General features: G+C 37.0%; 31 protein-coding genes and 3 pseudogenes. 18 read left to right on the top strand and 16 right to left on the bottom strand.

Annotated elements, in window-relative coordinates; all coding sequences use genetic code 11:
* The first annotated feature begins 21 nt into the window (after positions 1-21).
* From ACFFIX_RS14165 to ACFFIX_RS14155, 3 genes are all read left to right on the top strand, one after another.
* On the top strand, positions 22-675 hold the full coding sequence (locus ACFFIX_RS14165) for a TetR/AcrR family transcriptional regulator (protein WP_378935017.1): 654 nt from the start codon (positions 22-24) through the stop codon (positions 673-675).
* A gap of 114 nt (positions 676-789) precedes the next feature.
* Positions 790-1,305: a YtxH domain-containing protein gene (locus ACFFIX_RS14160; protein ID WP_378935015.1), complete on the top strand. Its 516-nt coding sequence runs from the start codon at positions 790-792 to the stop codon at positions 1,303-1,305.
* Between the two features lie 346 nt (positions 1,306-1,651).
* Entirely contained in the window at positions 1,652-2,536 is an 885-nt protein-coding gene (locus tag ACFFIX_RS14155; RefSeq protein ID WP_378935013.1) for an EamA family transporter, read from the top strand.
* Positions 2,537-2,816: 280 nt separating this feature from the next.
* Here ACFFIX_RS14155 and ACFFIX_RS14150 read toward each other — a convergent pair whose 3' ends face one another.
* A complete protein-coding gene (locus tag ACFFIX_RS14150; RefSeq protein WP_378935010.1) occupies positions 2,817-3,956 on the bottom strand; it encodes a histidine kinase N-terminal domain-containing protein in 1,140 nt (379 codons plus the stop codon).
* A gap of 700 nt (positions 3,957-4,656) precedes the next feature.
* Between ACFFIX_RS14150 and ACFFIX_RS14145 the strand changes: the two are divergent.
* The 3 genes and pseudogenes from ACFFIX_RS14145 to ACFFIX_RS14135 all read left to right on the top strand — a co-directional run.
* A pseudogene (locus ACFFIX_RS14145) lies at positions 4,657-4,803 on the top strand (ATP-binding cassette domain-containing protein); the annotation flags it as partial.
* A gap of 35 nt (positions 4,804-4,838) precedes the next feature.
* Positions 4,839-5,051, top strand: a complete 213-nt coding sequence (locus tag ACFFIX_RS14140) for a hypothetical protein (protein ID WP_378935008.1) — start codon at positions 4,839-4,841, stop codon at positions 5,049-5,051.
* Between the two features lie 225 nt (positions 5,052-5,276).
* A complete protein-coding gene (locus tag ACFFIX_RS14135) occupies positions 5,277-6,767 on the top strand; it encodes a cobyric acid synthase (protein ID WP_378935006.1) in 1,491 nt (496 codons plus the stop codon).
* Positions 6,768-7,208: 441 nt separating this feature from the next.
* On the opposite strand, the gene ACFFIX_RS14130 is transcribed toward ACFFIX_RS14135, so the two are convergent.
* The 3 genes from ACFFIX_RS14130 to ACFFIX_RS14120 all read right to left on the bottom strand — a co-directional run bounded on the left by ACFFIX_RS14130 (position 7,209) and on the right by ACFFIX_RS14120 (position 9,730).
* Positions 7,209-8,036 (bottom strand): endonuclease I family protein, encoded by an 828-nt coding sequence (locus ACFFIX_RS14130; RefSeq protein WP_378935004.1) that lies wholly within the window; start codon positions 8,034-8,036, stop codon positions 7,209-7,211.
* Positions 8,036-9,001 (bottom strand): S8 family peptidase, encoded by a 966-nt coding sequence (locus tag ACFFIX_RS14125; RefSeq protein ID WP_378935002.1) that lies wholly within the window; start codon positions 8,999-9,001, stop codon positions 8,036-8,038. The genes ACFFIX_RS14130 and ACFFIX_RS14125 overlap by 1 nt, the downstream gene beginning before the upstream one ends.
* Positions 9,002-9,292: 291 nt before the next feature.
* On the bottom strand, positions 9,293-9,730 hold the full coding sequence (locus ACFFIX_RS14120; RefSeq protein WP_378935000.1) for a GvpU-like protein: 438 nt from the start codon (positions 9,728-9,730) through the stop codon (positions 9,293-9,295).
* Positions 9,731-9,925: 195 nt separating this feature from the next.
* On the opposite strand from ACFFIX_RS14120, the gene ACFFIX_RS14115 reads away from it, so the two are divergent.
* Positions 9,926-10,357, top strand: coding sequence for a hypothetical protein (locus ACFFIX_RS14115; RefSeq protein ID WP_378934998.1), 432 nt, complete (start codon positions 9,926-9,928; stop codon positions 10,355-10,357).
* Between the two features lie 102 nt (positions 10,358-10,459).
* Positions 10,460-11,056: a general stress protein gene (locus ACFFIX_RS14110; protein WP_378934996.1), complete on the top strand. Its 597-nt coding sequence runs from the start codon at positions 10,460-10,462 to the stop codon at positions 11,054-11,056.
* A gap of 142 nt (positions 11,057-11,198) precedes the next feature.
* Here ACFFIX_RS14110 and ACFFIX_RS14105 read toward each other — a convergent pair whose 3' ends face one another.
* Together ACFFIX_RS14105 and ACFFIX_RS14100 are read right to left on the bottom strand one after the other, a co-directional pair.
* On the bottom strand, positions 11,199-11,354 hold the full coding sequence (locus tag ACFFIX_RS14105) for a hypothetical protein (RefSeq protein ID WP_378934994.1): 156 nt from the start codon (positions 11,352-11,354) through the stop codon (positions 11,199-11,201).
* 111 nt (positions 11,355-11,465) lie between these two features.
* Positions 11,466-11,696 carry a hypothetical protein gene (locus ACFFIX_RS14100; RefSeq protein ID WP_378934992.1) on the bottom strand — a complete coding sequence of 77 codons (231 nt, stop codon included), beginning with the start codon at positions 11,694-11,696 and terminating at the stop codon, positions 11,466-11,468.
* Positions 11,697-11,751: 55 nt separating this feature from the next.
* On the opposite strand from ACFFIX_RS14100, the gene ACFFIX_RS14095 reads away from it, so the two are divergent.
* The 3 genes from ACFFIX_RS14095 to ACFFIX_RS14085 are packed head-to-tail and all read left to right on the top strand — an operon-like array spanning position 11,752 to position 12,573.
* Complete coding sequence (locus ACFFIX_RS14095; protein WP_378934990.1) at positions 11,752-12,132, top strand: hypothetical protein; 381 nt, start codon at positions 11,752-11,754, stop codon at positions 12,130-12,132.
* A 29-nt stretch (positions 12,133-12,161) separates the two neighbouring features.
* Positions 12,162-12,365: a hypothetical protein gene (locus ACFFIX_RS14090; RefSeq protein ID WP_378934988.1), complete on the top strand. Its 204-nt coding sequence runs from the start codon at positions 12,162-12,164 to the stop codon at positions 12,363-12,365.
* Entirely contained in the window at positions 12,355-12,573 is a 219-nt protein-coding gene (locus ACFFIX_RS14085; protein ID WP_378935185.1) for an FAD-dependent oxidoreductase, read from the top strand. The genes ACFFIX_RS14090 and ACFFIX_RS14085 overlap by 11 nt, the downstream gene beginning before the upstream one ends.
* Before the next feature lie 333 nt (positions 12,574-12,906).
* Here the strand turns inward: ACFFIX_RS14085 and cysC are convergent, their stop codons facing one another.
* The 4 genes and pseudogenes from cysC to ACFFIX_RS14065 form a co-directional block, all read right to left on the bottom strand.
* The gene (cysC, locus tag ACFFIX_RS14080; protein ID WP_378934986.1) at positions 12,907-13,512 is read right to left on the bottom strand and encodes an adenylyl-sulfate kinase; all 606 of its coding nucleotides are present in this window, start codon (positions 13,510-13,512) and stop codon (positions 12,907-12,909) included.
* Positions 13,513-13,529: 17 nt separating this feature from the next.
* Entirely contained in the window at positions 13,530-14,672 is a 1,143-nt protein-coding gene (sat, locus tag ACFFIX_RS14075; protein WP_378934984.1) for a sulfate adenylyltransferase, read from the bottom strand.
* A 14-nt stretch (positions 14,673-14,686) separates the two neighbouring features.
* Positions 14,687-15,118, bottom strand: a pseudogene (locus ACFFIX_RS14070) (phosphoadenylyl-sulfate reductase); the annotation flags it as partial.
* 236 nt (positions 15,119-15,354) lie between these two features.
* Entirely contained in the window at positions 15,355-16,119 is a 765-nt protein-coding gene (locus ACFFIX_RS14065; RefSeq protein WP_378934981.1) for a sulfite exporter TauE/SafE family protein, read from the bottom strand.
* Positions 16,120-16,494: 375 nt separating this feature from the next.
* On the opposite strand from ACFFIX_RS14065, the gene comA reads away from it, so the two are divergent.
* Positions 16,495-17,319: a phosphosulfolactate synthase gene (gene comA, locus ACFFIX_RS14060; RefSeq protein ID WP_378934979.1), complete on the top strand. Its 825-nt coding sequence runs from the start codon at positions 16,495-16,497 to the stop codon at positions 17,317-17,319.
* 51 nt (positions 17,320-17,370) lie between these two features.
* Here the strand turns inward: comA and ACFFIX_RS14055 are convergent, their stop codons facing one another.
* The gene (locus tag ACFFIX_RS14055) at positions 17,371-18,489 is read right to left on the bottom strand and encodes a mandelate racemase/muconate lactonizing enzyme family protein (RefSeq protein ID WP_378934977.1); all 1,119 of its coding nucleotides are present in this window, start codon (positions 18,487-18,489) and stop codon (positions 17,371-17,373) included.
* Between the two features lie 280 nt (positions 18,490-18,769).
* Here ACFFIX_RS14055 and ACFFIX_RS14050 point away from each other — a divergent pair, with 280 nt between their 5' ends.
* The gene (locus ACFFIX_RS14050; protein WP_378934975.1) at positions 18,770-20,005 is read left to right on the top strand and encodes an MFS transporter; all 1,236 of its coding nucleotides are present in this window, start codon (positions 18,770-18,772) and stop codon (positions 20,003-20,005) included.
* 28 nt (positions 20,006-20,033) lie between these two features.
* Here the strand turns inward: ACFFIX_RS14050 and ACFFIX_RS14045 are convergent, their stop codons facing one another.
* Together ACFFIX_RS14045 and ACFFIX_RS14040 are read right to left on the bottom strand one after the other, a co-directional pair.
* Positions 20,034-20,498, bottom strand: coding sequence for a DUF441 domain-containing protein (locus ACFFIX_RS14045; RefSeq protein WP_378935183.1), 465 nt, complete (start codon positions 20,496-20,498; stop codon positions 20,034-20,036).
* Positions 20,499-20,542: 44 nt separating this feature from the next.
* Positions 20,543-21,259 carry a 2-phosphosulfolactate phosphatase gene (locus ACFFIX_RS14040; RefSeq protein ID WP_378934973.1) on the bottom strand — a complete coding sequence of 239 codons (717 nt, stop codon included), beginning with the start codon at positions 21,257-21,259 and terminating at the stop codon, positions 20,543-20,545.
* 268 nt (positions 21,260-21,527) lie between these two features.
* Here ACFFIX_RS14040 and ACFFIX_RS14035 point away from each other — a divergent pair, with 268 nt between their 5' ends.
* From ACFFIX_RS14035 to ACFFIX_RS14025, 3 genes are all read left to right on the top strand, one after another.
* Positions 21,528-22,436: a YIEGIA family protein gene (locus tag ACFFIX_RS14035; RefSeq protein ID WP_378934971.1), complete on the top strand. Its 909-nt coding sequence runs from the start codon at positions 21,528-21,530 to the stop codon at positions 22,434-22,436.
* A 4-nt stretch (positions 22,437-22,440) separates the two neighbouring features.
* Entirely contained in the window at positions 22,441-22,647 is a 207-nt protein-coding gene (locus ACFFIX_RS14030) for a capping complex subunit for YIEGIA (RefSeq protein WP_378934969.1), read from the top strand.
* 275 nt (positions 22,648-22,922) lie between these two features.
* Entirely contained in the window at positions 22,923-23,438 is a 516-nt protein-coding gene (locus ACFFIX_RS14025) for an HD domain-containing protein (RefSeq protein WP_378934967.1), read from the top strand.
* Between the two features lie 68 nt (positions 23,439-23,506).
* On the opposite strand, the gene ACFFIX_RS14020 is transcribed toward ACFFIX_RS14025, so the two are convergent.
* Positions 23,507-23,638, bottom strand: a complete 132-nt coding sequence (locus ACFFIX_RS14020) for a hypothetical protein (RefSeq protein WP_378935195.1) — start codon at positions 23,636-23,638, stop codon at positions 23,507-23,509.
* On the opposite strand from ACFFIX_RS14020, the gene ACFFIX_RS14015 reads away from it, so the two are divergent.
* On the top strand, positions 23,587-23,826 hold the full coding sequence (locus ACFFIX_RS14015) for an NlpC/P60 family protein (protein WP_378934965.1): 240 nt from the start codon (positions 23,587-23,589) through the stop codon (positions 23,824-23,826). The two genes, ACFFIX_RS14020 and ACFFIX_RS14015, sit on opposite strands and share 52 nt — an antisense overlap.
* A 167-nt stretch (positions 23,827-23,993) precedes the next feature.
* On the opposite strand, the pseudogene ACFFIX_RS14010 reads toward ACFFIX_RS14015, so the two are convergent.
* Positions 23,994-24,089, bottom strand: a pseudogene (locus ACFFIX_RS14010) (hypothetical protein); the annotation flags it as partial.
* A 244-nt stretch (positions 24,090-24,333) separates the two neighbouring features.
* Here ACFFIX_RS14010 and ACFFIX_RS14005 point away from each other — a divergent pair.
* Positions 24,334-24,708 carry a DUF4430 domain-containing protein gene (locus ACFFIX_RS14005; RefSeq protein WP_378934963.1) on the top strand — a complete coding sequence of 125 codons (375 nt, stop codon included), beginning with the start codon at positions 24,334-24,336 and terminating at the stop codon, positions 24,706-24,708.
* 347 nt (positions 24,709-25,055) lie between these two features.
* Here ACFFIX_RS14005 and ACFFIX_RS14000 read toward each other — a convergent pair whose 3' ends face one another.
* The gene (locus ACFFIX_RS14000) at positions 25,056-26,603 is read right to left on the bottom strand and encodes a polyamine aminopropyltransferase (RefSeq protein WP_378934961.1); all 1,548 of its coding nucleotides are present in this window, start codon (positions 26,601-26,603) and stop codon (positions 25,056-25,058) included.
* Between the last annotated feature and the right edge of the window lie 22 nt (positions 26,604-26,625).

The following is a 26,625-nucleotide window of genomic DNA, read 5'->3' as shown; positions in this document are numbered from 1 at the left end:
CTAAAATACGAGGTGTAAGCATTGTACACTGCTTTTGAGAAGTTACCTGATGAAAGAAAAATACTGATTCTAAAAATTTGTATCGAGGAATTTGCTGAAAACGGCTATGAAAAAACATCAACCGATAAAATTACCAGTCGAGCTGGAATTTCAAAAGGGATCTTATTTCATTACTTTAAAAGTAAGAAGAACCTTTTTCTCTACATTGTGCATCATATTTATGAGTTGCTAACAATTAAAGTAATTGCTGAGATAGAAAAGATTGATGAGCAAGAATTTTTTAAGAGAATAAAATTAATCATTCTCGCAAAACAAAAAATAACGTTGGAATATTTACTAGAATCTCAATTATTTATAAATGTATTGGCCAATCCGCCAGTAGCTATTAAAAGTGAAATAGAAGAAATGTATGTAAAGCATTTAGAGAAATATGGAGACCCACACACAAAGGAGCTTGTGTACTTGCAAAGCTTACTAGGATCATTGGAATTACGTGAAGGTGTAGATCATGAACATGTAATGAATATTACGATGTACACTCTTGAAAAGCTGCAGAATAAATATTTAGCACTTTATAAAAACGGAGAAGTTGACATTTTAGAAAATCCCGAACCAATGTTAAAGGAATTTGACTCGTATATCGAGATCATAAAGCGTGGGGCATATAAAAATTAATCAAACATGATAAACGTCTGCTCACTTAATGAGTAGGCGTTTTTTATGTTTAGCCATCTACTAGATTGGGAATGAGATAAACAAGATTAGTTTAATTTTAAGGAGGAGATTTTCATGACACAGGTAACTGTTGAAAAGAGTAAAAATCAAAGTAGTAAGCTATTAAAAGGTGTTTTAGTTGGTGGTATTGTCGGTGGTTGTTTGACTTTTTTTGATAGAGGCACACGAAATAAAATGAAAACGAAAGCGACTACTCTAAAAAGTTCTTCTAAAGATATGGTCACCTATGTTAAAGAAAATCCAAATGAAGTAAAGGATCAGATGATTCACCAGGTGAAAAGTGCAACAAACTCATTAAATGAAGCAATCAATGATGCGAAAAATCTTTATGAAAAAGTAAATGAAAATGTGTTTGGACGTGTGGAAGAAGTTCGAGAAATGACCAATGAAACACTTTCGACTGCGAAGGACGCAAAAGAAGATTTGAAAAACATTGGTTCAAAAGTAAAAGAAGCGGGACAAGAGGCATCGAGTGCGATTGATATTGATAAAAGTAAATCAGATTCTAATCAATTTTCAACGAGTACAAATGTAGCCAATACAAACAGTAATGCTGTTATCCGTCATTAAAGATGGAGAATTAAGCAGTGTCTTTAGGGATTCTGCTTTTTTTTGTGCAAAACTACTTCAGGAGCTTTGGAAGTCAGGCTCTGGGGATGAGCTCCACATGCTCTCGCATATGTTAGTAAAGTTAGTGGGTTAATTGGGTTAATTGACTTAACTGAAAAAAAACCACATAAAAATGCTTTATTTATTTCAACTATTGCCCTACAATAGATTGTAATAAAATAATCAAAAGCTGCGAAACTAGTTTCCAGCAGGTGGATTTTTCGTGTAGGTAGATTACTTTACTTTTCGCCACCCATCTCTTTTTAGAGATGGGTGGCTTTATTGCGTTTTTAAGGAGGTTTTTAGAATGGGAATTTGGAAATATGCTTTACTTGTTTTTCTTGGAGGTTGTTCTTATGGAGTCGTGTCAACGTTTGTTAAGCTAGGGTACAGTGAAGGGTTCGGACTCAGTGAAGTTACGGGAAGTCAATATTTTCTCGGTGCTATTATGTTGTGGATCATTGCAATATTCGTACCAAAGATCCATTTGAGTGCCAAACAATGGCTGATTCTGATGATTAGTGGAATACCTATGGGATTAACTGGTATTTTTTACAACAAAGCTCTTGGTTATGTTGATGCTTCATTTGCGATAATCCTTTTGCTGCAATTCACATGGATTAGTATTGTTTTGCACTATATTTTTGATAAGAAAGCTCCAAACCGAAAAAGCTTGTTCGCAACCGCAATTATCCTTTTAGGATCGGCTCTTGCTTCAGGTTTTTTAAAAAGTGACATCACCTTTTCGTTTGCTGGAATTAGCTGGGGGATGCTTGCGGCATTATCCTTTGCTACCTTTATTTTTATTAGTGCACGTACAAGCATACCCGTTCATCCGATTTACAAAAGTGCGATAATGACAACAGGTGCGTCATTGTTTATCTTTATTCTGTTGCCACCGACATTCCTTATAAACGGGTCGCTTTCAAGTGGACTGCTCATGTATGGTCTTCTAATCGGATTGTTTGGCTCGCTCATTCCACCTGTCTTTTTTAATATCGGCATGCCTAAAGTGGGCAGCGGTTTAGGCACCATTCTAAGTGCTTCTGAATTACCAATGGCTATCCTCATGTCCTCCGTAGTTCTGCACGAAGTTGTCACTTTTTCCCAGTGGATCGGTATTATTGTCATTCTAGCAGGGATTGCTTATCCAAATTTCCAGAGGAAAAAGTCTCGGATTACTGATCTATAATTTAGTGAAATAGGTTTATAAATTCCCGGTTAAGTGAAATACATAGTAAGTTAGATTACATTTGTCGGGGGTCCTAATTCCAGGGAAAGTTATCGGTGATTTAGATAAAGTGAGAAACGGGGATGAAATTGCATTTTCATTTTTTAAGAATAGTCAGGATCAATTGGTTCTAGAAACGCTTCTATTAAACTAAACACAAACAGATCTGTTGGGAACTTCTATTTTTACTAGAAGTGTCCTTCTTTTAATGCTTATTGAAAAACAGGCGTTGCGAGAGTCTTCACAACATTTCCTGTTTTTCAGATATTTTCTTTTTGCTGCATTTTGGTAGTGAAATTGAAAAAGTGGTTAAACCGTTACCTGAACTACAAGAAATGGTTCCGTCATTCTTTTCAACGATTTCCTTACACACATACAAACCAATTCCCGTTCCCATTTCTTTAGTTGTATAGAAAGGTTCAAAAATAACGTTAATTTCATCTTGGGATAAATCTGGTCCATTATTTGTAATATTTAACGTCACTTGGTTTTGAAAATCTTCAACGCTTAGTTGAATGTTTCTTGGCTTTTCGACTTGCTTTAATGCATCAATTGAGTTCAAAATTAGATTAATGCATACCTGCCTTAATTCCTCTTTGTTTGCTTCAATGATTAAATCTCTACTAATTTCACTTTGAACATCCACATCGCCATCTAAAAGACTTGGATATAAAAAGTTTAATAGCTCGTCAAATAAGTTGACAAAAGAAATTTCTGTTTTGCCACTCGTTGTCACTTGTTTTTTTGAAACGTGTAGAAATTGAGTGATTTTAAACTTTAGTTGTTCAAGTTCATGTTCAATGATATTGATGTATTTTAAATTTTGATCTTCGTCTTTTAATAATTTTATAAATCCAATAATGGCTGTTAAAGGGTTTCTAAATTCATGTACAAAGCTTGAGGACATTTGTCCCAAGAGTGATAATCGATCTTTGTGGGTTTGATTGATAAATGAATCTTTGTCGATTAACTGTTGCTCTTTTAATTCCGTATAATTTGTAACAGCGTGAAAGCAAAATTGATCAAATAGTTTGTTAATATCATCAATATGTTGCTGTAATTCTTCAATTTTCAGACCTGATTGATTCACATATTTGATAATAATACTTCTACCAGAGTTCACGTTGAAGACGAAGTCACCGATATTAATATTTGCTTTTACTCGCTCCACAGCCACTTTAGATGCTAGCTGTTTGATCTCATCTTCGGACAAAGGATTCAATAGATTGCGTTTCACCAACTCATACATTGAAATTCCATTTCCTTTAATTCTATGAAAATAAACGTCCTCAGGCTCAATATATATAGTAGTTAGCCAGGATTCAAAAAAATCAGCTGTGTTTTTTTCAAGAAAGTCAATTAAAAGCTGAGGGGATGACAAACAGACTCACCACTTTCAATTAGTCTTTATGTCATTTTATAATATTTTTCATTAAAGAGAAACAAAAAATCTTGCGAAAATGGTTTTTCCCGCTGAATATTTACATATCAGTTTGTATTTTTGGTATATTCTTACTACAAGGAGCAAACTACCTAATTCTATTTTGCATAAAGCCAGATAATTGCACGAGAACCGAGATAATTGCACGAGAACGGAGAATAATTGCACGAGAATCGAGATAATTGCACGAGAATCGAGATAATTGCACGAGAACGGAGATAATTGCACGAGAATTGAGATAATTGCACGAGATCCGAGATAATTGCACGAGATCCGAGATAATTGCACGAGAACCGAGATAATTGTCCGAGAATCGAGATAATTGCACGAGAATCAAGATATATGCACGAGAATCAGAATATATGCACGAGAACAGACTTCAGATCAAGCTTCAACATCCAAGGAGGTTACAAAGTGAGCAGTTTCTTTTTAAAACATTCCCATTGGTTATTACTGGTGATGATATCAATCGGCTTCATCACGAGTTTTTTTACAGTACCAACATCAGTATTAGACTGGATAGCAGTAACTTTTGGAGGCATAGGTTTCTTGGCTTTTCATTATTGAAAAGAAAAAAAGAAGCAGTAACTAGCAAAATACTAATTTTCTATGTCTGTACAAAACTAAAGGAGTGAGGAAAATCCATATAACCAAACAAGCAGTTCTTTCAATAAAAGAATTAAAAAAGATTTATGGCTCAAAAGAGGTTTTAAAAGGAGTTAATCTAGAGGTTTTCAAGGGAGAAATCATCGGGTATATCGGTCCGAATGGGGCTGGTAAGAGTACGTAAAAGTAAAAGATTCCGTCGAGTGGCGATATAGGGTGCTCTTTCAATACTATCGTAGTCACAATGTTGCTCGAAAGTTTTTCAGTTGGGTATTTTATAGTGGGAAGGTTCAAGCTTATTTTATTACTTGGGAAATAAAGGGCGAAATTCCTTCATCTGAAGAGGCTACAACCATTATAAAAATACATGGTCGCCATTTTGACGGAGGGAAACTCGTCAAGAAATCAACTCCTCTAAAAGTAAAATAATGGTAGTTATAATGTAGTTCAACTTCAAATCATAGTAGTTAGTCATAAAGGAAAAAATAGTTTGACAGTATTCCAGTTTACCCATGCACGAGATTCGAGATAATTGCACAAGAACCCCGATGATTACACGTGAATCCAAATATTGCACCAGAATCATCATTTTTTGGAACATACAATTAATATCGTGATAGATTTAGTTGAAATAGCCGGAAGTAGGTGTTCGAAATGAAGGGAATCATGTTACAAGGAACTTCATCAGATGTTGGAAAAAGCTTTCTTGTCACAGCTTTATGTGCTTTTTTCAGGAAGCAAGGATTGAAAGTCACTCCTTTTAAATCGCAAAATATGTCAAATAATTCTTATATTACCTTTGATCATAAGGAAATTGGCCGTGCCCAAGGTATTCAAGCAGAGGCTGCTGGAATTGCGGCAACGGTATACATGAATCCAATTTTGTTGAAGCCGAGAACGGATATGACTGCTGAGGTCATTTTATTTGGAAAAAGCTATCATTCTTTTAGTGGGAGAGATTATCGAACTGAATTTTATGAATTAGGATTAAAGGCTATAAAACAATCCCTGCAAGAGCTGGATAAGGAATATGAACTCGTTGTTATCGAAGGGGCTGGTAGTCCTGTTGAAATGAATTTAAATGATCGAGAGCTTGTGAATATGAAAGTGGCTGAGCTAGCAGATGTTCCGGTCATTTTAGTAGCCGATATTGACCGTGGTGGAGTTTTTGCGAGTATTGTAGGAACTCTTGCATTGTTGAATGAGGAAGAGAAAAAGCGGGTAAATGGCATCATCATTAATAAGTTTCGAGGTGATCTTTCATTATTTGAAGATGGAGTGAAGTGGATTGAAGATTACACAGGAGTGAGTGTGCTTGGCGTATTTCCATATATTCATAACCACATGGTCGATGGAGAGGATTCTTTGTCAATTTCGAGCAGGTTTTTAGGTAGAGATCAACAGGAAATCGATCTTGTCGTAATCAAGCTTCCTTACATATCGAATTATACGGATGTTGAGCCATTTTCATATGAAAGTGATGTGTCGGTAAGATTTGTAGAGCATGAGGATGATTTTGGCCATCCCGACGCGCTCATTCTTCCAGGAACACGAAGCACGATTGCAGATCTTCACTATTTGAAATCTGTAGGTCTAGATAAAAAGATTAAGAATTACGCAACGAATGGTGGGTTCATTTTTGGTATTTGTGGCGGCTATCAAATAATGTCTAAATCGCTAGTTGACGAAGCTGGATCTGACACAGGAATCATAGGAAATACTGTTGAAGGTTTGAGTATTCTACCTGTAAACACAACCTTTTCAGCTATAAAAAAAACAATTAGAAATAAAGGGGAACTCCATCAGGGTTTAGGTTTTCAGTCTATGCTCATTGACGGGTATGAAATTCATCAAGGATCTACGGTAAGAGACGAGGATGCTCTCCCTTTTCTAGGGCTAGAAGATGGGGAGAAAGATGGCTGCTGGATCAATGATGGTCGTATCATTGGAACGTATTTTCATCACATTTTTCATCATGACCAGTGGAGGTCAGCGTGGCTTAATCGAATACGCGAGAAGAAAGGAATCCCGAACCAAGAGCCAATTGTTGTTCATGATCTAAAAGAGCTTCAATATGATCAGCTTGCGCTCTATGTGGAAAAGCATCTAAATGTTGCTGAGTTGTCGAGAATTGTTAAGTACTGAAATATTAAAAAACAGTGTGGACGAAAAACTCGTTCATGCTGTTTTTTTGCTATGAGATAGCTGGAATAATCCAAAGCTGTAATTGGTAAAAAAGGAATAATCTTCTCCTGTCCGTACAAAATAGGATAGAGGTGGTAAGGGGATGTCATTCTACCATAATTTATTTAAGAAAAAAAAGTACCAGCAAACGAAAAGAAGTGACATACCTAGTGAGATTATCGAGGATAATCCGTTTTCACCCTTTCCACAAGTTCATAGCACAGAAAGGCCTTGTAGGGTGGGTTAACCTTTCGCTGGGTTCTGTGATGACGCTAATGGTATGGGTTTATCAAACATGGTTTTGGTGAGCTTTTGTGATAATAGAAGAGTCCCTACCTAGATTCGAGATAGTAGGGATACTCTTTCACATCCTTTAAACCTGCAAGTAAGTAATCAATGGTTTCAAATAAAAGCTTTATAAACCCAGTCGGGGTAATCAATAAACGGGTTTCGATTTCCTTGAAGTTCATATATTGCTAGATTACGATGTTTTTCATAAGTTGAAACAGGATAATCTTCATGCCATTTGATTAATAGCTCAAGATCAATCCTAGCGGCATTTGGTTCTTGTAACCTATTGGGGTAGCGAACTAAAAAATACATCATCGCTCTAGCCACGATCCCTTTTCCGTACTCAGGTTCAAATTTGCTTTCTTCATATTTACCACAGTGCTTAAGAATATCTGAAACGGAGATTACAGGTTCGTAATCTTCAAAATCATGATAAGGATAATTACTTCTGCGCTGATTGCAATCTCGTTCACAAGTAAACAAGTGATGAAGATCACCTTTCATCGGTTGAGCTTTGTTGAACCAAGATTGGGGGACAACATGCTCACAATTATATAAGACGTCTTCATTTGGTTTTGACAATTGCTGAAGCTTGAAATCTTCTGCAATGACAGCTTCTGGGTTTCTTTGTTTTCCTGAATAAAGACTCTTTAAGTTCCCGTCAGATTGCAAATCCACCCATGGATAAAGATAGCGAGAAGGATCATAAGCCAACGTGTGTTGATGACTGCTTTCTAAAAGTTGATGTAACTTTTCTTTGGAAATTGTACGACCATTATGCTCTATGTCTGCGTAGTATTCTTTGATAATCGGGTAGTCTTTATCAACATCATAATAAGCTTTAGAATCAGTTTTTACTTGTATTCTAGTGGACCGACATTCTTGTAAAAGTTCTTCCAGACCTAAGGACGATAGGTTTCTTAATTTTATCGTATTCATCAGACGGAAAGTGAAGCTGCTTTTTGTTTTGCTAAGGTTTCTAAAAGGTGATCTGGGACAGTTAAATAGATGAGTCCATTACCTTCTAGGCTTTTTGGGTGGCCAATTGGAATGGTTCGCTTAATGAGTTGGGCATAGTATTCAGGCTCGGTAAGCGTACGATCAAATTCACGGTCTTCGAGCTCTTTAATTAAAGCTAGTGCACCAGAAACATGGGGGGCTGACATGGATGTTCCGCTAAACTCTGCGTACTTTCCACCAGGAATGGTTGAAAGGATTTTTTCGCCTGGTGCGACTAAATCAATTTCATTATTGGAGTTTGTAAAGTAGGAGGATTCTCGGTTAAAGTTTATGGCTCCTACGGAAATCACTTCATTGTAGCAAGCAGGGTATGAAAATTCATCTGTAGAATCGTTGGCATCACCTTCATTGCCAGCAGCACAAACGACTAGAATATTCTCATCTACAGCTTTTTTTACTACATCATGAAGCTCTGCAACATCAGTTGGACCACCGAGAGACATGCTTATAATATGAACCTTTTGATCAATCGCATATTGAATGGCATTTGTGATCCACTCATAAGAGCCAGAGCCTTCTTTTCCAGCTAAAGCTTTTAAAATCAACAGCTTTGCATCTGGAGCAACTCCGACCACACCTGATTCATTCCTTGTAGCAGCGATCGTTCCTGCGACATGGGTGCCGTGACCGTTGTAATCTGTAACCGTTTCAGGATTTCCACCATCATCATCTGTGAAATTCCGACCGCCAATGATACGTTTTTTTAAGTCAGGATGCTCAGTATCACAGCCGGTATCAATGACAGCAATAACAACCTCTTTACCTGTAATCCCTTCTTTCCACAGCTCGGGTGCCTGAATCATTTCAATTCCTTCAGGAGTTTCCTGCGCAACATCTAGCTCTTTCTCAACAAAATAAGGAACTAAACGAACTTCTCTTTCCATGATTATCCCTCCTACTCATAGTGGAACCAAAAAACATGGACGGTGGACAAGTTCAGATTATAACTGAACTTTCTGAAATTTTACCATGAGCCTGTCCTAATAAATAGGTGCAAAAGAGGGATTTTTGTATAGGAATTATTTGTGAACTATGAAAATGGGGCTAGTTTTGATGGGATTGGTTAAAGGAGAGATGTGGCACGGTCGAATTTTGGTAGTGAACGCTTTAATTTATCAGGGCGGAAATGGAGCCATCTAAGAATCATGCGTATTCTTAGAGGCTGTGGTTTTAAACTACAAGGTACCAAATGAGAATCCATCTAATGAGGAAACGTGCCCTCTCCAATATGTATCGCTATTGTTGAACGAGTTCGTTTGTCCTGCAACAGGATTAAAACGGGCATTTTTGAGATGAATGAATTTTGGTAGATTTTCTTCACCATCTTTATCTTGATCCTTTTGTTCTTCTTTTTGTTTTTTGTATTTTTCCTGAAGGTTTTCTAGTCTTTTACTAACAATTTTTTCAACAGTGCTTTGTTGATCTTTTTTGTACGTCTCGATAACACCTTCATAATAAGCTGTTGCACTGATTAGTAGTCCTGATACGATATTTCCACCGATGGTTAGTGTTAATTCAATTTCAATGCCATAGTCATCCTCATTGACCAATGTTAGTAGATCCATTATGATTGCATCATCCACAGGGATTTGCGGTTCCTTTGGCTTTGCCAACGTGTTCACCTCATTAATAAATTGTTTTTTTTATCTTATCCTTCCACGAAAATTTTATCCGGAAATTGACTCTATTCAGGTAAGTTGATTATGATGTAGGATGTGTTGGATCCTTTTTTCAAGTGACAAAGCAGGAAAAGGGAACGAGCGTATCGAATTTATTTCAAACTATACAAAAAATGAGGGTGACCCAGATTGGCATCAAAAGCATTTCATATTTGTTCAACTCCCGATTGGGAAGAGATTTTTTCGCTTGTACTCAGTAAGTGTGACGAGTTACATGTGGTTTTGCCTGAAGGAGATTTTGACATAGAGAATCCGTTAATGGGTGGAAAATTAGAACTTGAGAAGTTGGCACAACTAAAAGTGCTTCCATGGGATGGAACGGAGAACGCTTCTAAGTTAACCGGGAAGCTTGGGGACACCGAAAAGAATATACTTTATAAAATGATGGAGCCGTCATTCGATGGTGAAAAGCCTACTTTATGGCAATTTAGCATCATCAGGGATTCGTCTTATTCGTTAACAATTTCGGACTTTACAGAGTGTATATTAAAAATTACTCCTGAGTTAGAAAGCTTGTTACTTAAGAATGGACTTGATCTAGATTCACTAAGTGGGCATTAAAAATATAAATTCTTCCTCCTCTTTGGTTTAATTAAAAGTTTAACGATTACTAGTTCGGGTACATATGGAGTAGTAACAATTAAGAAAGAGGAGGAGAAAAAAATGGACAAACGTGAAAAGGATATTGTAGGAGTTTATCACTCGGAACAAGAAGCCATTTTAGCTGTTGAGGATCTTAAAAGACAAGGGTACAACGCAGAGGAAATCTCCGTAATCGGTAAAAATCGTGATGAAGTGAATGTAGTTAATGAAGAAACAGGAACGAAAACAGGGGAAGGCGCTGCAACTGGTGCAATCACTGGTGGAGCGCTTGGTGGTTTAACAGGTTTATTAGCAGGAGTCGGTGCACTGGCAATCCCAGGAATAGGCCCAATCGTAGCCGCAGGCCCAATAGTCGCAACCTTAACAGGAGCGACAGCAGGTGCCGGAGTTGGCGGATTATCTGGAGCATTCATTGGAATGGGAATCTCTGAAGACAAAGCAAAATACTATGATAACTCCGTTAAAGAAGGAAAAATATTAGTTCTTGTTGATAAAAAAGAGAACTTTGCCACTACAAATGAGCAAAGTATTCCTTCAGAAGTGGACATGACAGCCGTTGAGGGAACGAGAAGAACTGAAAATAACTATAATACATTGGAAGATCGAGATCCTGCTTCTTTACGTAAAGAAGAAGAAAAGCCAAGGATTAGGTTCTGACTGTAATTTAATAAATTAAGAAAAAGAACTATCGCACGGGCTAACGGGATCACTTCGAAAAACAATAAAATAACAAAGAAAAGCACAAGAGATTTCACATATAAAATCTCTTGTGCTTTTTTTGTACAATTTTAATTGGTCACTATTTTTTATTTACTTGACGCCCACTTTTTTTAGAGCTCTGTGAACTTGTGTTTCCAATTTGAAACTCATTACTTAATTCAACATCATTTTTTTTATCATGTTTCTCTATTTGTTCTCGCGTTTGTTCCTTGTTTTGCATCCCTTGATTAGACATTACGTATCCCAGCTCACTTTCGAATGTTCTTATTTTTAATATGCGCAACTATAAGGAAAATAGTATGATTCTCTGGAATTTTATTATCTGCTTTTTGTTGTACGTCCTTCTTTAATCTTCTATTTTATTACCCCTCATTAATTTTTCAAATTGTTTCATTTCTTGATTTTGTTTAGGAATGTAATGGAATGGATTCCTCTCCTGAGCAAATTCCCCTTTGGTACCAACTTGAATACCCATAGTTGAGCCACCAGATGCGGTTGGATCATTAATAATATTTTCTTTTTCTCCATCAAAATGAGGGGTTGCTTCAACATGTTGATTTTCATTTTCACGTGGCATAAAGTCATCTCCTTAGTGTTAATATGATGATATTGAAGGCCATCTATTCAAAAAGATGCTTTCAGATATTTTAATGTGGGAAGAGAAGATTCATATACGAGTAAATGACCAAAATCCAATAGTTCTTGGTCTAGCTCCTTTGTTGGGAATAGGAAAAACGATTAAAGGCCTCCTTGGAAATCAAAAGCACTTGTCCACAAAAGACAAATTATCTTTAATTCCTTTTTTTCTAAATGGGTTTAAAGATTATTTAACAAGTTCGGATAAATTAGATACCTATAGTATTAAAGAATATGCAGATAAATATGGGGTAACAAGTAGAGCTTTTCATTATTTAATTGTTCCATTAAGTTCCGGAATTTATTTTCTGCCACCTGCCCGTTATTCAGCCTATGTATTTTTCGGTTTATTTGCTCCTGGAATACCGAAATTTTAAAAAATGCGAATAGGGCCTTTTTAGGCGGAATGACAGAGGTCATGTGTCAACCGATTGCTGATTGTATTAATAAACACGGAGGAGTTATAAAGACGGATGCAAAAGTTCAGTCATTAGTATTTAAAGACTCGAAAATAAAAGGGGTTACCTTGGAAAACGGAAAAACGTACTTGTCATCTAATACAGTTGTAGCCACAACTTGTATTAGAAGACGCAAAGAAGATCGGGATTAATTTAGAAAATCATACACATGATTACCGCCAAGTTAATCATGTGTATGATTTTCATAGTCTGGAACCAAGGTATCAACATTTACGGCCTACTCAGAAAACACCTATTCAAGGATTGATCCTTGCGGGTGATTTTACAAAACAACCTTATTTTTCAACGATGGAAGGGGCTGTATTTTCAGGTGTAAAAGCTGCAAAGCTTGTGAAATGATTCTCAACACATTTTTGTAAAAGCAATGACGATATCATATCTATCGGTTTATATAGTGGTCTTAAATTGAAAAAAAGTTAGCCTAGGCTAACTTTTTTTGCTTTCCAACATTTTTAATGATTTAAGTTCACCTACAAGGAAGTTACATATATAATTTGCCCATTTAAATAAAAATTACTTATGTAGAATTTTCTTTTTAAAAAAAGCCCGATTTGTTCGGGCTTATACAAAGTTTTACTTTATTAGATCTTCACCGTGGTTTGAACAAATTGATTTTTTTTTGTTCTCTGCCAAAGAAGTTAGTTTGTGATCTTTCTGACTCCTTTAGGGGAATTAATCTGGAATGTATCCCTTTTCCACCAAGTAGTGTAGTACCTGTTCAACGGACTCTGTTATCGATTGCTTATCTGTTTCAATTATAATTTCTGGCGATTCAGGTTCTTCATATGGGGCAGATATGCCTGTGAATTCAGGAATTTCACCTGCTTTTGCTTTTTTATAAAGTCCTTTTGGATCGCGCTTTTCACACTCATCAAGGGAACATTTTATATATACTTCAATAAATTCTTTTTCTTCGAGAACACTTCTAGCTAGATTTCGATCTTGACGAAAAGGGGAGATAAAAGCCGTAATTACAATCATGCCTGCATCAACAAAGAGTTTGGAGAGTTCGCCAATTCTCCGAATATTTTCTTTTCGATCTCCCGGGCTGAAACCAAGATCTTGATTAATTCCATGACGAATGTTGTCTCCATCCAATAAATAGGTCCTTAAACCTTGCTCATAAAGACGTTTTTCGACTGCGTTTGCTAAGGTAGATTTACCTGCACTAGAAAGACCAGTAAACCAAAGTACTGCACTCTTATGACAGTTTAGCCTTCTTCTTGCTTCTTTCGTCACAGTAGCACGATGCCAAGTAATAATGTTTTCATGTGCCACGATATCTGTCCCCCTTTTCATCTTTTTTGTAAAGTCATTTTCAGGCCTTGAATTAGGACGCTTGCGACTTCTGGCCGGCTAAACTCAGGAGGCGGGGTTTCCCCATTCCTCAGCATTTCCCTTACTTTTGTACCTGAAAGAATTACTCGGTCCCGGGAACTATGAGGGCATGTTTTAGTTGAAGCCATATTCCCGCATTTCTTGCAAAAAAAACTGTGTTCAAAAAACAACAGGGTAATACCTAACTCTTCTTTGTTAAAATTATTAAAAATAAGCTGAGAGTCGTATGTTCCATAGTAATTGCCAACGCCAGCATGATCCCGGCCAACTATAAAATGTGTGCAACCATAATTTTTTCGTACCATAGCGTGAAAGATCGCTTCTCTTGGACCTGCGTACCGCATTGCTGCCGGAAACACCACAAGAAGTACTCGTTCCTTTGGATAATAGTTCTCAAGTAAGACTTTGTAACTTTCCATCCGAATAGTAGCAGGAATGTCATCCGCCTTTGTTTCACCTACGAGAGGATTAAGTAATAGTCCATCAACAATTTCAAGAGCTGATTTTTGAATGTATTCATGTGCACGATGAACGGGATTCCGTGTTTGAAAACCTACAATGGTTTTCCAACCAAGCTCCTTAAAGGCTAGCCTCGTTTCTTCTGGATCGTGGTAATATTCAATAAATTCCTTCTTTGTTGGCCGTGTTACAAGTGTAATGGGTCCAGCAAGGTAAATGTCGGGGCGCTCCCAGAGCCTTTTCACACCAGGGTGAGCGAGGTCCGTTGTTTGATATACTTTCTCAGCTTCCAATTGTTTATTTGGATGATACTTTTCTTCCACCATCAAAATCCCGTACACGGTTCCTTTATGAACAAGTTTTACTTTCTCACCTTCATTTAGGGAAGAGGCTTTATCTTCTGATACCGGAAGCGTTATCGGGATACTCCATATGTGACCACTATATAGTCTCATTTCATTTAAAACGCATTGGTAATCTTTTTGTCCAAGAAAGCCTGTAATTGGACTGTAGGCACCAATCGCAATCAATTCAAGATCCGATAAAGCGTAAAGATCCAGCTCAATTTCGTGTTCAATCATTGAAAAATCATATTCTGTGTCCAGCCGGTTAACCAATGTTCCTCCATGCGGCTCAATCATGCTAACAGCACTCCTTATTTGTTTGATGAATTCTGGTGTAGTCCGCACTCGGTTTTAGTCAAGCCGGTCCAGCGTCCTGAGCGTAAATTACTTCCGGCTTCAACAGGTAACGTATAGTGCGTGCAACCAGTGCTTGGGTATCCATGTTTATGCAAAGAATTGTATGGCAATTGGTGCAGCATGATATAGTCCCATACTTCTTCCCAGCTCCAATGAATAAGTGGGCAAATTTTTATTGATAAAAATCGGTCATCTTTATTGATGAATTGTGTGTTTGCGCGAATCGGCGATTGGTCCTTTCTTAATCCGGTCATCCAAGCCTTTTTACTGGATAAAACGTTATCGAGCGGTTGGATTTTACGGATATTGCAGCATAAGTCTGGATTAACCCTCCATAATTCATCTCCGTGTTTGGCCGCTTGCTCATCTAGCGAAAGGGCTGGTTTGAATGATAGTTCAGGCATCTGCATACCGCCCTCTTTTTTTGTGAATATTGATTTTTAATTTTTATTATATTAACGGTACATACCTAACGTTCAAAGTAGAGCATGTAAACTTCTTAAATACGATAATAGAGATATATTGAGTTCAGGACTATAAATGATGAAAGAAAAGACAAAATGCTAAAGCAACGAAAAACCAAGGCGGTTGGGTACCGCTTCGATTTTTCGTTATTTGCAGGTTATAAAAGCTTGATACCGCTGATAAGGATCATCAATGCGACAACGGCTCGGAGTGGTTTTGTCGGTACTTTGGCAGACAACGTACTACCAATAATCACACCGGGTATCGAGCCGGTCAGAAGGTTCATTAAAAGTGGATAATTAATGTTACCAACTCCTAAATAGAGCATACCCGCTACCGTTACTAACAAAAATGCATGCGCAATATCTGTACCCACTAACTCCGAGGCCTTTAGTTGGTACAGGTAAAGCATCGCAACGGCAAACAAAGAGCCAGATCCAATTGATGTAAGACCTACAATAAAGCCCAAAAAAATACCAATCAAAATCGTTAGTCCCTTTTTTTGTTCAATTGGCGTTAATTGCAAACGGTTTGGTCTTAACTTTTTTTCGAAAAAAACGCGAACAATAATCGATATGGCAACTAAAATCAGAACATACCCTAGTGCATTTTTAATGATTTGATCTTGATTAAGATAACTATTGTTAAAGTAATACAGTAGGCCGATTGCTACAGTAGCACTTGGAATACTGCCAATAGCAAGATATTTCACTAATTTTAAATTAATCGTTTTTTGTCTCCAATGTTGTATAACACCAAAAAATTTTGTTATAGAATTGTAAACAAGATCAGTCCCAACGGCAATTGATGGATTAATACCTGCAGCGATCAAAATAGGAGTCAAAAGAGCAGCACCCCCTACCCCTGTTAAACCTATTAAAAGACCAACGAATAATCCCATTATTATCATATCTATTCTCATGATTTCCAACTCACTTACTTTTACTTTACTTAAGTAACTACAACGGAATGCCTTTCCAAAAGGGTAGAAGACGAATTGACCATAAAATACAGCATGCTTAAAAGGAGGTTACAAGTATAGATATATGACTAGTCATTGCAAAGGTGATAAAAGAAAGGTTGGTTTAATTAAATTGAAGATCTGAATCATTATTCTAGGTAGAGTTCTCGGAACGTGGAGAAAGAACCGAATATATTTATCCATCTTGTAGGAGATGCAATTGATATAGATAAAGACGATGAAGAACAATGTTAATAAAGCTACCGGTAGAACATCTTCAAACCGTTATGAATAGGATGGATTCGTAGACATTTACCCATAAGGAGTGACCATACTGTGAATCATCCTCAAAACACCTGGCATCCACAGCTTATTGATCCATCAGGAGAAAGGGCCAGTAAGTCTGGAGAAATTGGTTTAACTATGTTAATTGATAAAGGAATCAGTATAGCTTTTTTTGAAGAGTTATTACAGCTTGCAGGTAAATATATTAATTATATAAAACTCGGTTTCGGGACAACAGTGTTATATCCGCCTGAACTTTTACAAAAAAAGCTACTTTTAGCAAAAAAAGCGAAAGTTAACTTATATCCCGGAGGAACATTATTTGAAATTGCCTCTCATAAGGATGTTGTAAAAGAGTATTTCGATTATTTAAAGAAAATAGGTTTTGATCATCTTGAAATTTCCGATGGCACGATCGAAATGCCTTCTAGATTACGAAGAAAGTATATTCACGAGGCTGTTGCAGAAGGGTTTACTGTCATAACTGAATGCGGTAAAAAAGCTGCCGGCAGCCATTTTGAAGTAAAAGGATTGGAACGTACTTTTTATTCCGATCTTGAATGTGGTGCTTCCTATGTGATTGTAGAAGGGAGGGAATCGGGAGAAGATGTGGGTATTTATAATGACAAAGGGCTTATTGATATAGAATTTCTTCAAGATATCAAAAAAACAATTCCTTCCGATATGAGAAAATATCTCATATGGGAAGCTCCGCAAAAAAAACAACAAAACGAATTAATTAATTTTATGGGCAGAAACGTTAATTTAGGGAATATTCAATGCGAAGATGCCTATAATCTCGAATGCCTTAGAAGAGGCCTAAGATTCGATACTTTCCCAATTGACAGACCCGCACCTATCTTACAGGTCGATTAAACAGGTTAGGTAATACTGGAGTAGAAAAGTTTTTTTACTCCAGTTTTTAGCTTAATGGTAGACGGATCTATCCCATCGATATTTCTTCACCTTGTCCATATCCAGCAGTGCTCCGATGCCAATGCCTTCAGGTATAGTTACTGAACCGTTTGTTGGTTGTACCGAGAAGAGCGAAGTAAACGGATTTTCCATTACATCCCATTCGACAGGCTCAATTTTATCATTATCCATTTTACTCCAGGGTGGCAAACAGGCCTGGACAAAAAGGGCATACAGCCTTGAAAGAGGTCCGTCAAATGTATGAGGGGAACTCCGTAATCCAAAAGCCCGGGAGAGATGTATGGTTTCACGATATCCATCTAACCCATTTTCATGCATTACATCAGGTTGAATTATATCAACCACCCCTTCTTTTAACAGAGGAAGAAACTGGGCGGTTGTCTTTAGATTTTCTCCCCCTGCGACTGGAATTGACAAATTGGCACGTAATAGTTTGTAGTCTACCAGCCGGTCCATTGGTATTGGCTCCTCGAACCATAACATATTTGACCATTCCCTAAAATAACGATCCCATCTAAGTGCAGTTGCAGCATCGTAACTTTGATTCGCATCTAGTGCAAGTTGGATTTTTTCTTCCAACATTTTTTGGATAGACTGGATATGAGCTAGATCCTCTTGCAGCACTTTTCCTCCAATTTTCACCTTTATCTTTTTAAATCCAATACCTACCCCTTGATCAATTAATTTCAAAGAATGGTTTATCCAGTCTTCCTTTTCCGAATACGATTGAAACGATGCATAAACTGGGATCGAATCTCTCAATTTCCCTCCCCATAGATCGCAAACTGAAAGCCCCGCTGATTTTGCAACAATTTCTGTAAGTGCCATGCTTATTCCTGTGGCAGCCCTCTCACTCCATTTTTTTACAACGCTGACAATCTGTATCCTATCTGTCGCTTTTTTGCCTAGTAGATAGGGAATGATACGATCTTGAAATCCTTTTTCTAAGGTAGGTAGCCAATCGATACATTCTCCCCACCCTTGTATTCCCGAATTTGTCGTAATTTTAAATAAAAAACATGTACGATATTTCTTATATCCGTTTGCATCACCATAAGGCTCAGGAAGATGATATAGCAATGGAAAAGTTTCCACTTTTTTAATTTTCAAATGAGTTGCCTGCCTTTCATTTCATAATATATAACTTAAATATCAGACGGCAAGACCTCAGCCTTTTCAAGTATATGTATGGAACAATCGAATAAACGAGTCAAAAGTTCTTACTCACTAAAGTAAAGAAGGAACAAATCCTTATGCTAACATCCTGTTTTATTTAATCAGAACTAGGTTATGAAAAAAAATAACATTTATTCATCATTATGGTTTGAATTAAAAAATTAGATAAAGGAAAAGGTAAAAAGAGAACAGAAATTAAATTGGAGGAAGAAAAATGGAGGAAAAACAGGGAAGGGTTGCCATGATTGCTATAACTTTTATACCATTGGTAATGGTACTAGGAAATTCTATGCTGGTCCCGGTACTTCCCACCATGAAATCTAAATTAGACTTATCCCAATTTCAAGTAAGCCTTATCATAACGATGTTTTCTCTTTCAGCAGGTTTAATCATTCCATTAGTCGGCTATTTATCCGATCGCTTTGGTCGTAAGTGGATTATTGTTGGTTCACTAGTGATCTACGGAATCGGGGGAATTATCTCAGGGTTATCAGCCTGGTTAATGGAAAATTCATACATAATGATTCTAATCGGACGAATTGTTCAAGGAATTGGAGCAGCTGGTACTGCACCTATTGCTATGGCTCTAATCGGTGATTTATATTCAGGGGAACAAGAAAGTAAAGCGCTGGGTATTATCGAGTCTTCAAATGGGGCAGGTAAAATTTTGTCGCCAATTATAGGATCGGTCATCGCTCTTATTACGTGGTACGCGGTATTTTTCACCTTCCCTATTCTTTGTTTTGCGACGGCTATTTTCATTTGGTTCAGTGTAAAGGAAAAGAAAAAAATGGAGGGGAAACCTCTTCCTGAGTATCTTGGGGCTCTGAAGCAAATATTTAAACAGAAAGGAAAATGGTTGATTCCTGCATTTTTTGTGGGTTCTGTAGGCTTGTTTATTCTTTTTGGTGTTTTATTTTATTTATCAGATGTTTTGGAACAAAGGCTTAAAATTGAAGGAGTAATTAAAGGGTGTATTCTCGCAATTCCATTATTGGGAATGGTGGTCACGGCTTATTTAACCGGTACTAAAATAAAACAGAACAAACCATTAATTAGAAAGGTAATGGTCATGGGGCTAATGCTTTTAACCGGCTCAATGTTCGTTGTATCTTTCTTTCAACAAGTTTATCTCATGATTGGTCTTTTAACTTTGGGTAGTATCGGAACAGGTCTTTTGTTGCCTTGTTTAAACACATTGATTACGGGAGCCGTTGAGAAAGCGGAAAGAGGAATGATTACCTCTTTATATGGAAGTGTCCGTTTTCTCGGTGTAGCATTCGGGCCCCCTCTTTTTAGCTGGTTGATGAGTATATCACATAAGACAGTATTTTTAAGTATGGCCGGATTAAGCTTGTTTACCTTGATTTTAGCCTTTTTTTTAATTAAACCTGATAAAAGTGAAAAAAAGGAAACAGGAGGAAAACAACAATTGGGAACACTATTTTAAAAAGAAAAAAAGTACCTATATCATATTACTAGAAAATTTTTGATACTAAATATATAATTTTCATTAATAAAGCAGTGATTGCAGCTGCCATAAGAGGGCCGACCGGAATGCCACGTAAGAAAACGATTCCGATAATTGAACCAATAACAAGACCGACTACCATATGTGGTTCAACACGAAGCATTTCCAATCCTTTTCCGTTCATATATGTAGCAAGCGCTCCTCCTGCAAGGGCTACAGCTCCCGAAAGTGTTGTAAGGAGGAGTAAGATGTCTTTCCCGCTAATTTTTCCGCTTGCAAATGGTACTAATACAGAAATCGTTAAAAACAAAAGCCCTAGTTCCAAGCCGCGCCGTTCCAACATTGGAAAATAACGATCCAGTGAAGACAATTTTAACACCAATAAAAGACTCGCAGCTGTGGCTATTATTGGAGAGCGACCAATTAAACCTATAATGATAAGAATTACAAGTGATAATTCACCAGAAGAAATATTCATTGTTATTCACACCCCTGTCCCAATTCTTCTATACAGGGTTATGTGTCTGACAAAGAAAGTATTCTATTTCCTTTCAAAATTGGAACAATTTGCGAAAGATCTATTTGACTGCAGTATTGAATATCTTCTCCATATTGGTTTTCGACCAACCTTTTACCAGTAGTGGTTGTAAAAAGGAGTTTAGGTAATTGGTGAGCCAGCTGAAGAAAGCAGGCTTCCATTGCATCCGAAAAATCACAGGTCTCGATTGAAGCGGCCTGTTTCTTTAATAAATGAACCATCATTCCTGCCGCAAGTCCGTCTTCAAAAGCAAATTCATTTCGAGTACCAGCACAATAAATTGTAATATCGCTATTTTGAATAATTGCTTCTTTCACACAAGCTGAGACGTTTAGAAAACAACCAATTAACAACCTTTCAGCTTGAGCAGCTTTTTCAATCGCCTTAGTACCATTTGTAGTTATTAAAACAAGATGTTTTCCCGTATGGTCCTTTTTTTTAAGGTCAGTAGGTGAATTATTGTAGTCAAATCCATCAAATTTTTTTAAATGCCACTCCCCGGCAATGACGGTATTTAAAGAGCGTAAAGAAAGTGCCCTATCGGCAGTTCTAACTGGAATAATAGAAGCGAAACCAGAGTCTAGAGCTGTTACAATTGTACTTGATGCTCTGAGTACATCAATTACGATAACCGTTCGACCGTTTACATGTTCAGTACTAATATTTTCAACGGTTGAGACCGTATTAATTTGCATACAATTCCTCTCCTTTAAGACTTTTAGGCTTATGAACTAATGTATGAAATACTCGACAGAAAGTTGATAACGTGTAAGTACCACTTTAGTGAACATAACCCTATTTTAATTCATCATTGGAATATTTAAAATGTTGAAAGGCACGAAGTTAAATAGGTTGTTAAAACTAAATAATAGACTAGACCTCACTAATTCTATCAGTGATGAATGTTTCTTAAACATTTTGTCCAAACTTCTAAGTAATAAATAGAAAAATGTAGGTGTAACTATGTCAGGAAAAGAGTTTTTAACTACGTCGGATTTACATATTATTATTACAGCCATTATAATCGGAACTTTTGCTCGCATAATCACTTTGAAGGAGGATTTTCGACAGTATCCGAGTTATCCAAACGGCTATTTAATTCATTTAATTACTGGATTTGTTGCTGCGTCCTTAGGAGCAGTAGCCGTTCCAGCGTTGTTAAGTAAAAACTTTATAGCCGTAACCTTTTTAACTTTAGCTATCCAGCAATTCCGGGATGTTCGTAAAATGGAAAAAGAAAGTTTAATTGACTTAGAAGAAACTGAATTTACATACAGAGGAAAAGCTTATATTGATGGCATCGCTAAAACATTTGAAGCAAGAAATTATTTTTCATTAGTAGTAGCTTTAATTACATCTATAACCATCAAAATAGTCCCATTTAAAGGATGGGTTGGTATCATAGTAGGGATTGCAGTTGGTCTAGTGTTTCTGTATTTGTTAATTAGAATATCAAAAGGAAAAACGATTGGTGATATTGCTCAAGTTAAAACCGGTAAAATTGAAGTTAAGGGATCTGAACTATTTGTAGATGGAATGTTTATCAGTAATCAACTGGGAAGTGACCAAGCGCAAAAGCTATTTACAGATGAAGGAATGGCGGTTGTGATTTATCCAAATGAAAACCATTTTCGCATCAACTTGGAAAATTTTGGTCAACGTCAAGCGGCACTGTTTGAAGCAACTAGATCATTAGGATTAAAACGTTATCATTTTACTAGGAGAGACTTTGAAAATGGAAGAGTTGTCGTTGCTCTTATCCCCATAAAAAAAGATATGGATGCTTTCATTGAAGTGGTCAAAAAATGTCCATTACTGGAAAGTGTTAAAAAATCTAATTCCGTCATGAAAACAAACTTGAAAGGAAGGTAATGATATGGGAAGAGAGTCGAACATAGAGCCAAAATATGATATTTTAGCTGTTATTACACTTAATAAGGATCGTGTTCTTTCCGGCAAACCTCTTACACTATTAGCACAGAACGAGGAGGAACAAAAAGAAATAACTGCTGATATTGCAAAAGCATTAAAAGCAGAAATCGTCAGAATGAAAACAAAAGACTATCTTATCATTAGAGAATAGGAATTCAAAGTGGGGTGTGTTAGCACTAAACTAGACAACCTTTTTAGGGTGATAATGTTTGTATTCAATCGGGCTTAAATTGTTCCTTCTTCCAGCATACCGTCTTTTCCATATAGGCCATGGAATTGAGTTTAAGATAACTCATCGGCGAAGCGCTTGGGACGTTTAAGACTCCCCAACGTTCCTAAGTATGAATGCCTGACCTTAATGGTATAAGAGTCCAGTAGGAATTATAATAATGTAAAAAAAGAGTAGATTAATAAGGGAGTTCTTCTATGCGTGATGTTAGAATGGTTGACATTTTCAATCATCATATTGCTCGAAAGTATGTAACCCGTTCCGGTTTATCTCATGCTATTGCTGTTTCTTATCACTCCTTTCGATTAGCGAGAGAAAGAGGTTTGGACGTTGATAGTGCCGCAAAGGCAGGCTTTCTTCATGACATTGGTCATTACACCTGGTATCACGATGGTAAGTGGGACTATGATTTATATAAACAGAACGATATTCATGCCATCAAAGGAGCTGAACGTGCTCATAAATTATTAATTCGTCTTGGAGAAAACCCCATCAAAGCTAAAGAAATTGCACTCGCCATTTTATTTCATACGGATTCTTTTTTACCTGGAGGAGATGTCATTCGAACACCTCTACAGACTGTCATAAAATGGGCGGATGAAAAAGATGAGGAAGAAGGGGGTTTTCATCATTCCCGCACTCTCAGTGAAAAACGGGCATTGGAAAGTTTGAGGAGGATAGACCAGAGGATTGATAATTACCATCAAGGTTAAGACGGTGCATTCCTTGTGTGACATGTTTCTATCCTAACTAATGAATGGTCACATTACTCTGATAAAGGTCAGGCAAACATGCAATAAGGAGCAACTCCTGCTGTTTCAGCTGTACAAACGGTAGCCGCTGCAGTGGCAGCTACATTACATGCTGTACACGCATCTCTTGGTATATTCGTTAGGCCTCCAACGTAAGTCAAGATATCTACATCTTCGAAATAAGCTTTTATTTCGGGGCTTCCTACAATTTATTCTCCTGGGTGACCTTATGTTCTTTACGACATGTAAACTAGGAGCTCCCCACATGGGTATTTATGTCGGAAACGGAGAATTCATACATACCTCTTCTTCTAAAGGGATTACCATTCCAAAGCTTAGCAATCCTTAAATCACAGCCATCTGTCCGTGGATAGGCGGTTTTTTACATTAGGTTTCTACAGCGCTTTTGAAAACATATTTTGGTGATTATTGGCAATACTACGCCATAGATACGAAATTCATTCAAAGGGTGGGTTTTTTGGTGCTTAAAATTTTATCTGTTCCGTTTGCGGAGACTAACACTTGACCAAGCATTTGACGATGTTGAGCAGTTACGCACACATAAGTTTCAAATTTCTTATATTTTTTAAATTCATTGACTAAAGGAGCCATTTTAATAGCTTCTGGTCTTGTTCCAGTTATTCAAACTATTACAATGAATGTCTTATTGAAACCATTAAATTATATGAAATGATAAAAGATATATTGTTGGAAATAGGTCTTTATAAAAGTGAGCTTAAGAACTTAAATGGTCATTTAGAGTAGTATTACAGAATCTATAAAACCCTGAATTTATAAATAATATTTGATGAATTGCGCACAATATGAAGAAAATTCGCTAAAAGGAGATTGAAAAATGCTTGTTAAAAAGATAGCAGCATCCTTAGTTTTATTCCTCTTTTTTGTCTACTCTCCAACACTTGCATTAGAGTCAATGGGCACGTTTAGAATAATAAATGATAAAAATGAGACTATTATTTCAAAGGAAGTTTCATTTCAAGAAGGAGAAACATTATATGAAGTGACGAAAAGGGCGTTTGAGATAGAAGAATCTAACGGGAATATTATTTCCATCAACGGTATTCACTCGATTCCGAAGAAAAATATACATTGGGCTGTTTTTGTTAACGGGAATTTTATAGAACTAGGTTTAGATGAAGTCTCACTCTATACAAAAGATCATATAGTATGGGCTTTGAAAAGTTGGGATAATCAAGAAATTTTAAAGTGAATACTCTCACATCTAAAAAACCCTTATCACTTTTTCTGGGATGAAGAAACAATGGAACGAGTCCATCAATTTCTCCCCCTTGAATTAACTGATAATCTAAATTTCCTACAAGAAAAAGCAAAGATCATATTTAGTCTGGTGACCCAAACCCAACGAACTGGGGAGTCAGAGACAATGGTGTTTTAGTGTTATTTGATTTTGGGTATGGAAATCCTGCTATTGATTTAGCTATAACTATGCCAAAGGCCCGTTAAAACAGCTTTTTTCTGATTTTTTGCGTTTGATCTAACTGTTTTTACTCATAGCTCGTTATGCACATATGGTAGTTTTTGTTCTGATATCAGTCATCAATAATACTTCCAAGCCTTCTCATAATAATCCAGCAGGATTGGACGATTTAAAGAGTTCGGCTTAAGATTCTCTGTGAAAGAGTCGTCTTCATCTTTTCCAAATTGAAAGAGAGCTGGAACAAGGGAGTTTGTTAGATAGCTTGTTTCCACGGTAATATCGATTTTAGAAGTTTCGATTGGTGCACGTGATGCAAGGGTGAATCCCCAATTACCAAAGCTCGGAATATCAATGTGGTAGCTGGCTGTTTGAAGTCCCACATGGTTCACTGTTTCATTAATCGTCCAAAATGCTTCTCTTGCAAACACAGGGCTTGTTGATTGAATACTTGTTATGCCTTCAGGCGTAAGAGCATTTCTGACAAGAGAATAAAACTCCCATGTGTACAGTTTGTTGAGAGCTTCATTATTCGGATCAGGTAAATCGATAATCATTACATCATAGGTTTCAGTCGTATTCTTCAGAAAAGAAAACGCATCTTCATTTTTAATTTTTACAAGTGGATTCGAAAATGCATCCTCATTTAATTGACGGAGTAGGGCATTGTTTTTTGCAAGATCGATCATTGCAGGATCCAAGTCAACGACGGTGATTTCTTTCACATCGTTATATTTCAATAGCTCCCGAACTGCTAAACCGTCTCCCCCACCAAGGACTAAGACGGAATCTCGCTTGCTCGCAAGTGACATTGGGATGTGAACAAGTCCCTCATGATAGCGATATTCATCACTTTCAGCGAATTGCAATTGTCCGTCTAAATATAACCGCAAATCTCCTGGACGTTTCGTCATCACAATTCGTTGGTATTCGGTGTCCTCTTGAAAAATAATAGGATCCTGATAGAGCTTTTGTTCTAAACCTGTCGCATATTTTTCCCCAAAAAGTAACCCGAAAACTAAAAGTACAAGAACTGAGAAGCCAATCGTCCGATGAAAACGCTGATTCACTTCCTTTTTAAAAACAAAACTCAACCAAATCGCGACAAGAATATTAATGATACTTATGAAAAAGGCAGTCTGAATCAAACCAAGCCAAGGACGAAGTAAAAAAGCAAACGCAACGGTTCCGATCAAGCTTCCAGCGTAATCAAAAAACAACACTTTCGCTGTGCTTTGCTGAAGATTTGCATCAATTTCTTCTGATTTTCGAATAAGAAGGGGGAGTTCTAACCCAGTTAACATTCCCGTTACGATGATCACCACATAGAGAAATAGCTTTGCAAGATCATCTCCGAAATAGGCTTGCATGAAAAAGACACCAGTTATTGAGCAACCACCGATTAAGGCGATTAAGTATTCTGTGTAAATAAATGTCGATAGCAATTCTTTTTTAAACCATTCGCTTATGTAAGCTCCGATTCCCATTCCAGATAGAAAAAAACCAATTGTTAAGCAGTAAAAAAGGGTTGAATTCCCGAAAAGATAGCTCCCAGCTGCACCATATAAGACCTGGTAGACAATTCCGCAAACGGAGACAATTCCACTCGAGGTGAAGATGCGGCTTTTTTGGCGCGCAATCGTTTCAGGTTGAATATTTACCTGTTCCATTGAAGAAACTCCTTTAAAGAAA

The organism is Metabacillus herbersteinensis, from assembly GCF_042433335.1.
Taxonomy (GTDB): domain Bacteria; phylum Bacillota; class Bacilli; order Bacillales; family Bacillaceae; genus Metabacillus; species Metabacillus herbersteinensis.
The sequence above is the reverse complement of the archived record's forward strand: the minus strand, read 5'-3'. Positions and strand labels throughout refer to the sequence as shown.

Excerpts from the sequence above, each read along its gene's own strand:
- ACFFIX_RS14130 (WP_378935004.1), bottom strand. The coding sequence starts at position 8,036 with ATGAATACGATAAAATTAAGAAACCTATCGTCCTTAGGTCTGGAAGAA.
- ACFFIX_RS14090 (WP_378934988.1), top strand. The coding sequence starts at position 12,162 with ATGACAGAGGTCATGTGTCAACCGATTGCTGATTGTATTAATAAACAC.
- ACFFIX_RS14025 (WP_378934967.1), top strand. The coding sequence starts at position 22,923 with ATGCGTGATGTTAGAATGGTTGACATTTTCAATCATCATATTGCTCGA.
- ACFFIX_RS14135 (WP_378935006.1), top strand. The coding sequence starts at position 5,277 with ATGAAGGGAATCATGTTACAAGGAACTTCATCAGATGTTGGAAAAAGC.
- ACFFIX_RS14095 (WP_378934990.1), top strand. The coding sequence starts at position 11,752 with ATGCTTTCAGATATTTTAATGTGGGAAGAGAAGATTCATATACGAGTA.
- ACFFIX_RS14125 (WP_378935002.1), bottom strand. The coding sequence starts at position 9,001 with ATGGAAAGAGAAGTTCGTTTAGTTCCTTATTTTGTTGAGAAAGAGCTA.
- ACFFIX_RS14065 (WP_378934981.1), bottom strand. The coding sequence starts at position 16,119 with ATGAGAATAGATATGATAATAATGGGATTATTCGTTGGTCTTTTAATA.
- ACFFIX_RS14050 (WP_378934975.1), top strand. The coding sequence starts at position 18,770 with ATGGAGGAAAAACAGGGAAGGGTTGCCATGATTGCTATAACTTTTATA.
- ACFFIX_RS14100 (WP_378934992.1), bottom strand. The coding sequence starts at position 11,696 with ATGCCACGTGAAAATGAAAATCAACATGTTGAAGCAACCCCTCATTTT.
- sat (WP_378934984.1), bottom strand. The coding sequence starts at position 14,672 with ATGATTGAGCCGCATGGAGGAACATTGGTTAACCGGCTGGACACAGAA.
- ACFFIX_RS14000 (WP_378934961.1), bottom strand. The coding sequence starts at position 26,603 with ATGGAACAGGTAAATATTCAACCTGAAACGATTGCGCGCCAAAAAAGC.
- ACFFIX_RS14155 (WP_378935013.1), top strand. The coding sequence starts at position 1,652 with ATGGGAATTTGGAAATATGCTTTACTTGTTTTTCTTGGAGGTTGTTCT.
- ACFFIX_RS14105 (WP_378934994.1), bottom strand. The coding sequence starts at position 11,354 with ATGTCTAATCAAGGGATGCAAAACAAGGAACAAACGCGAGAACAAATA.
- ACFFIX_RS14030 (WP_378934969.1), top strand. The coding sequence starts at position 22,441 with ATGGGAAGAGAGTCGAACATAGAGCCAAAATATGATATTTTAGCTGTT.
- ACFFIX_RS14110 (WP_378934996.1), top strand. The coding sequence starts at position 10,460 with ATGGACAAACGTGAAAAGGATATTGTAGGAGTTTATCACTCGGAACAA.
- ACFFIX_RS14160 (WP_378935015.1), top strand. The coding sequence starts at position 790 with ATGACACAGGTAACTGTTGAAAAGAGTAAAAATCAAAGTAGTAAGCTA.
- ACFFIX_RS14035 (WP_378934971.1), top strand. The coding sequence starts at position 21,528 with ATGTCAGGAAAAGAGTTTTTAACTACGTCGGATTTACATATTATTATT.
- ACFFIX_RS14005 (WP_378934963.1), top strand. The coding sequence starts at position 24,334 with ATGCTTGTTAAAAAGATAGCAGCATCCTTAGTTTTATTCCTCTTTTTT.
- ACFFIX_RS14040 (WP_378934973.1), bottom strand. The coding sequence starts at position 21,259 with ATGCAAATTAATACGGTCTCAACCGTTGAAAATATTAGTACTGAACAT.
- ACFFIX_RS14015 (WP_378934965.1), top strand. The coding sequence starts at position 23,587 with ATGCTGTACACGCATCTCTTGGTATATTCGTTAGGCCTCCAACGTAAG.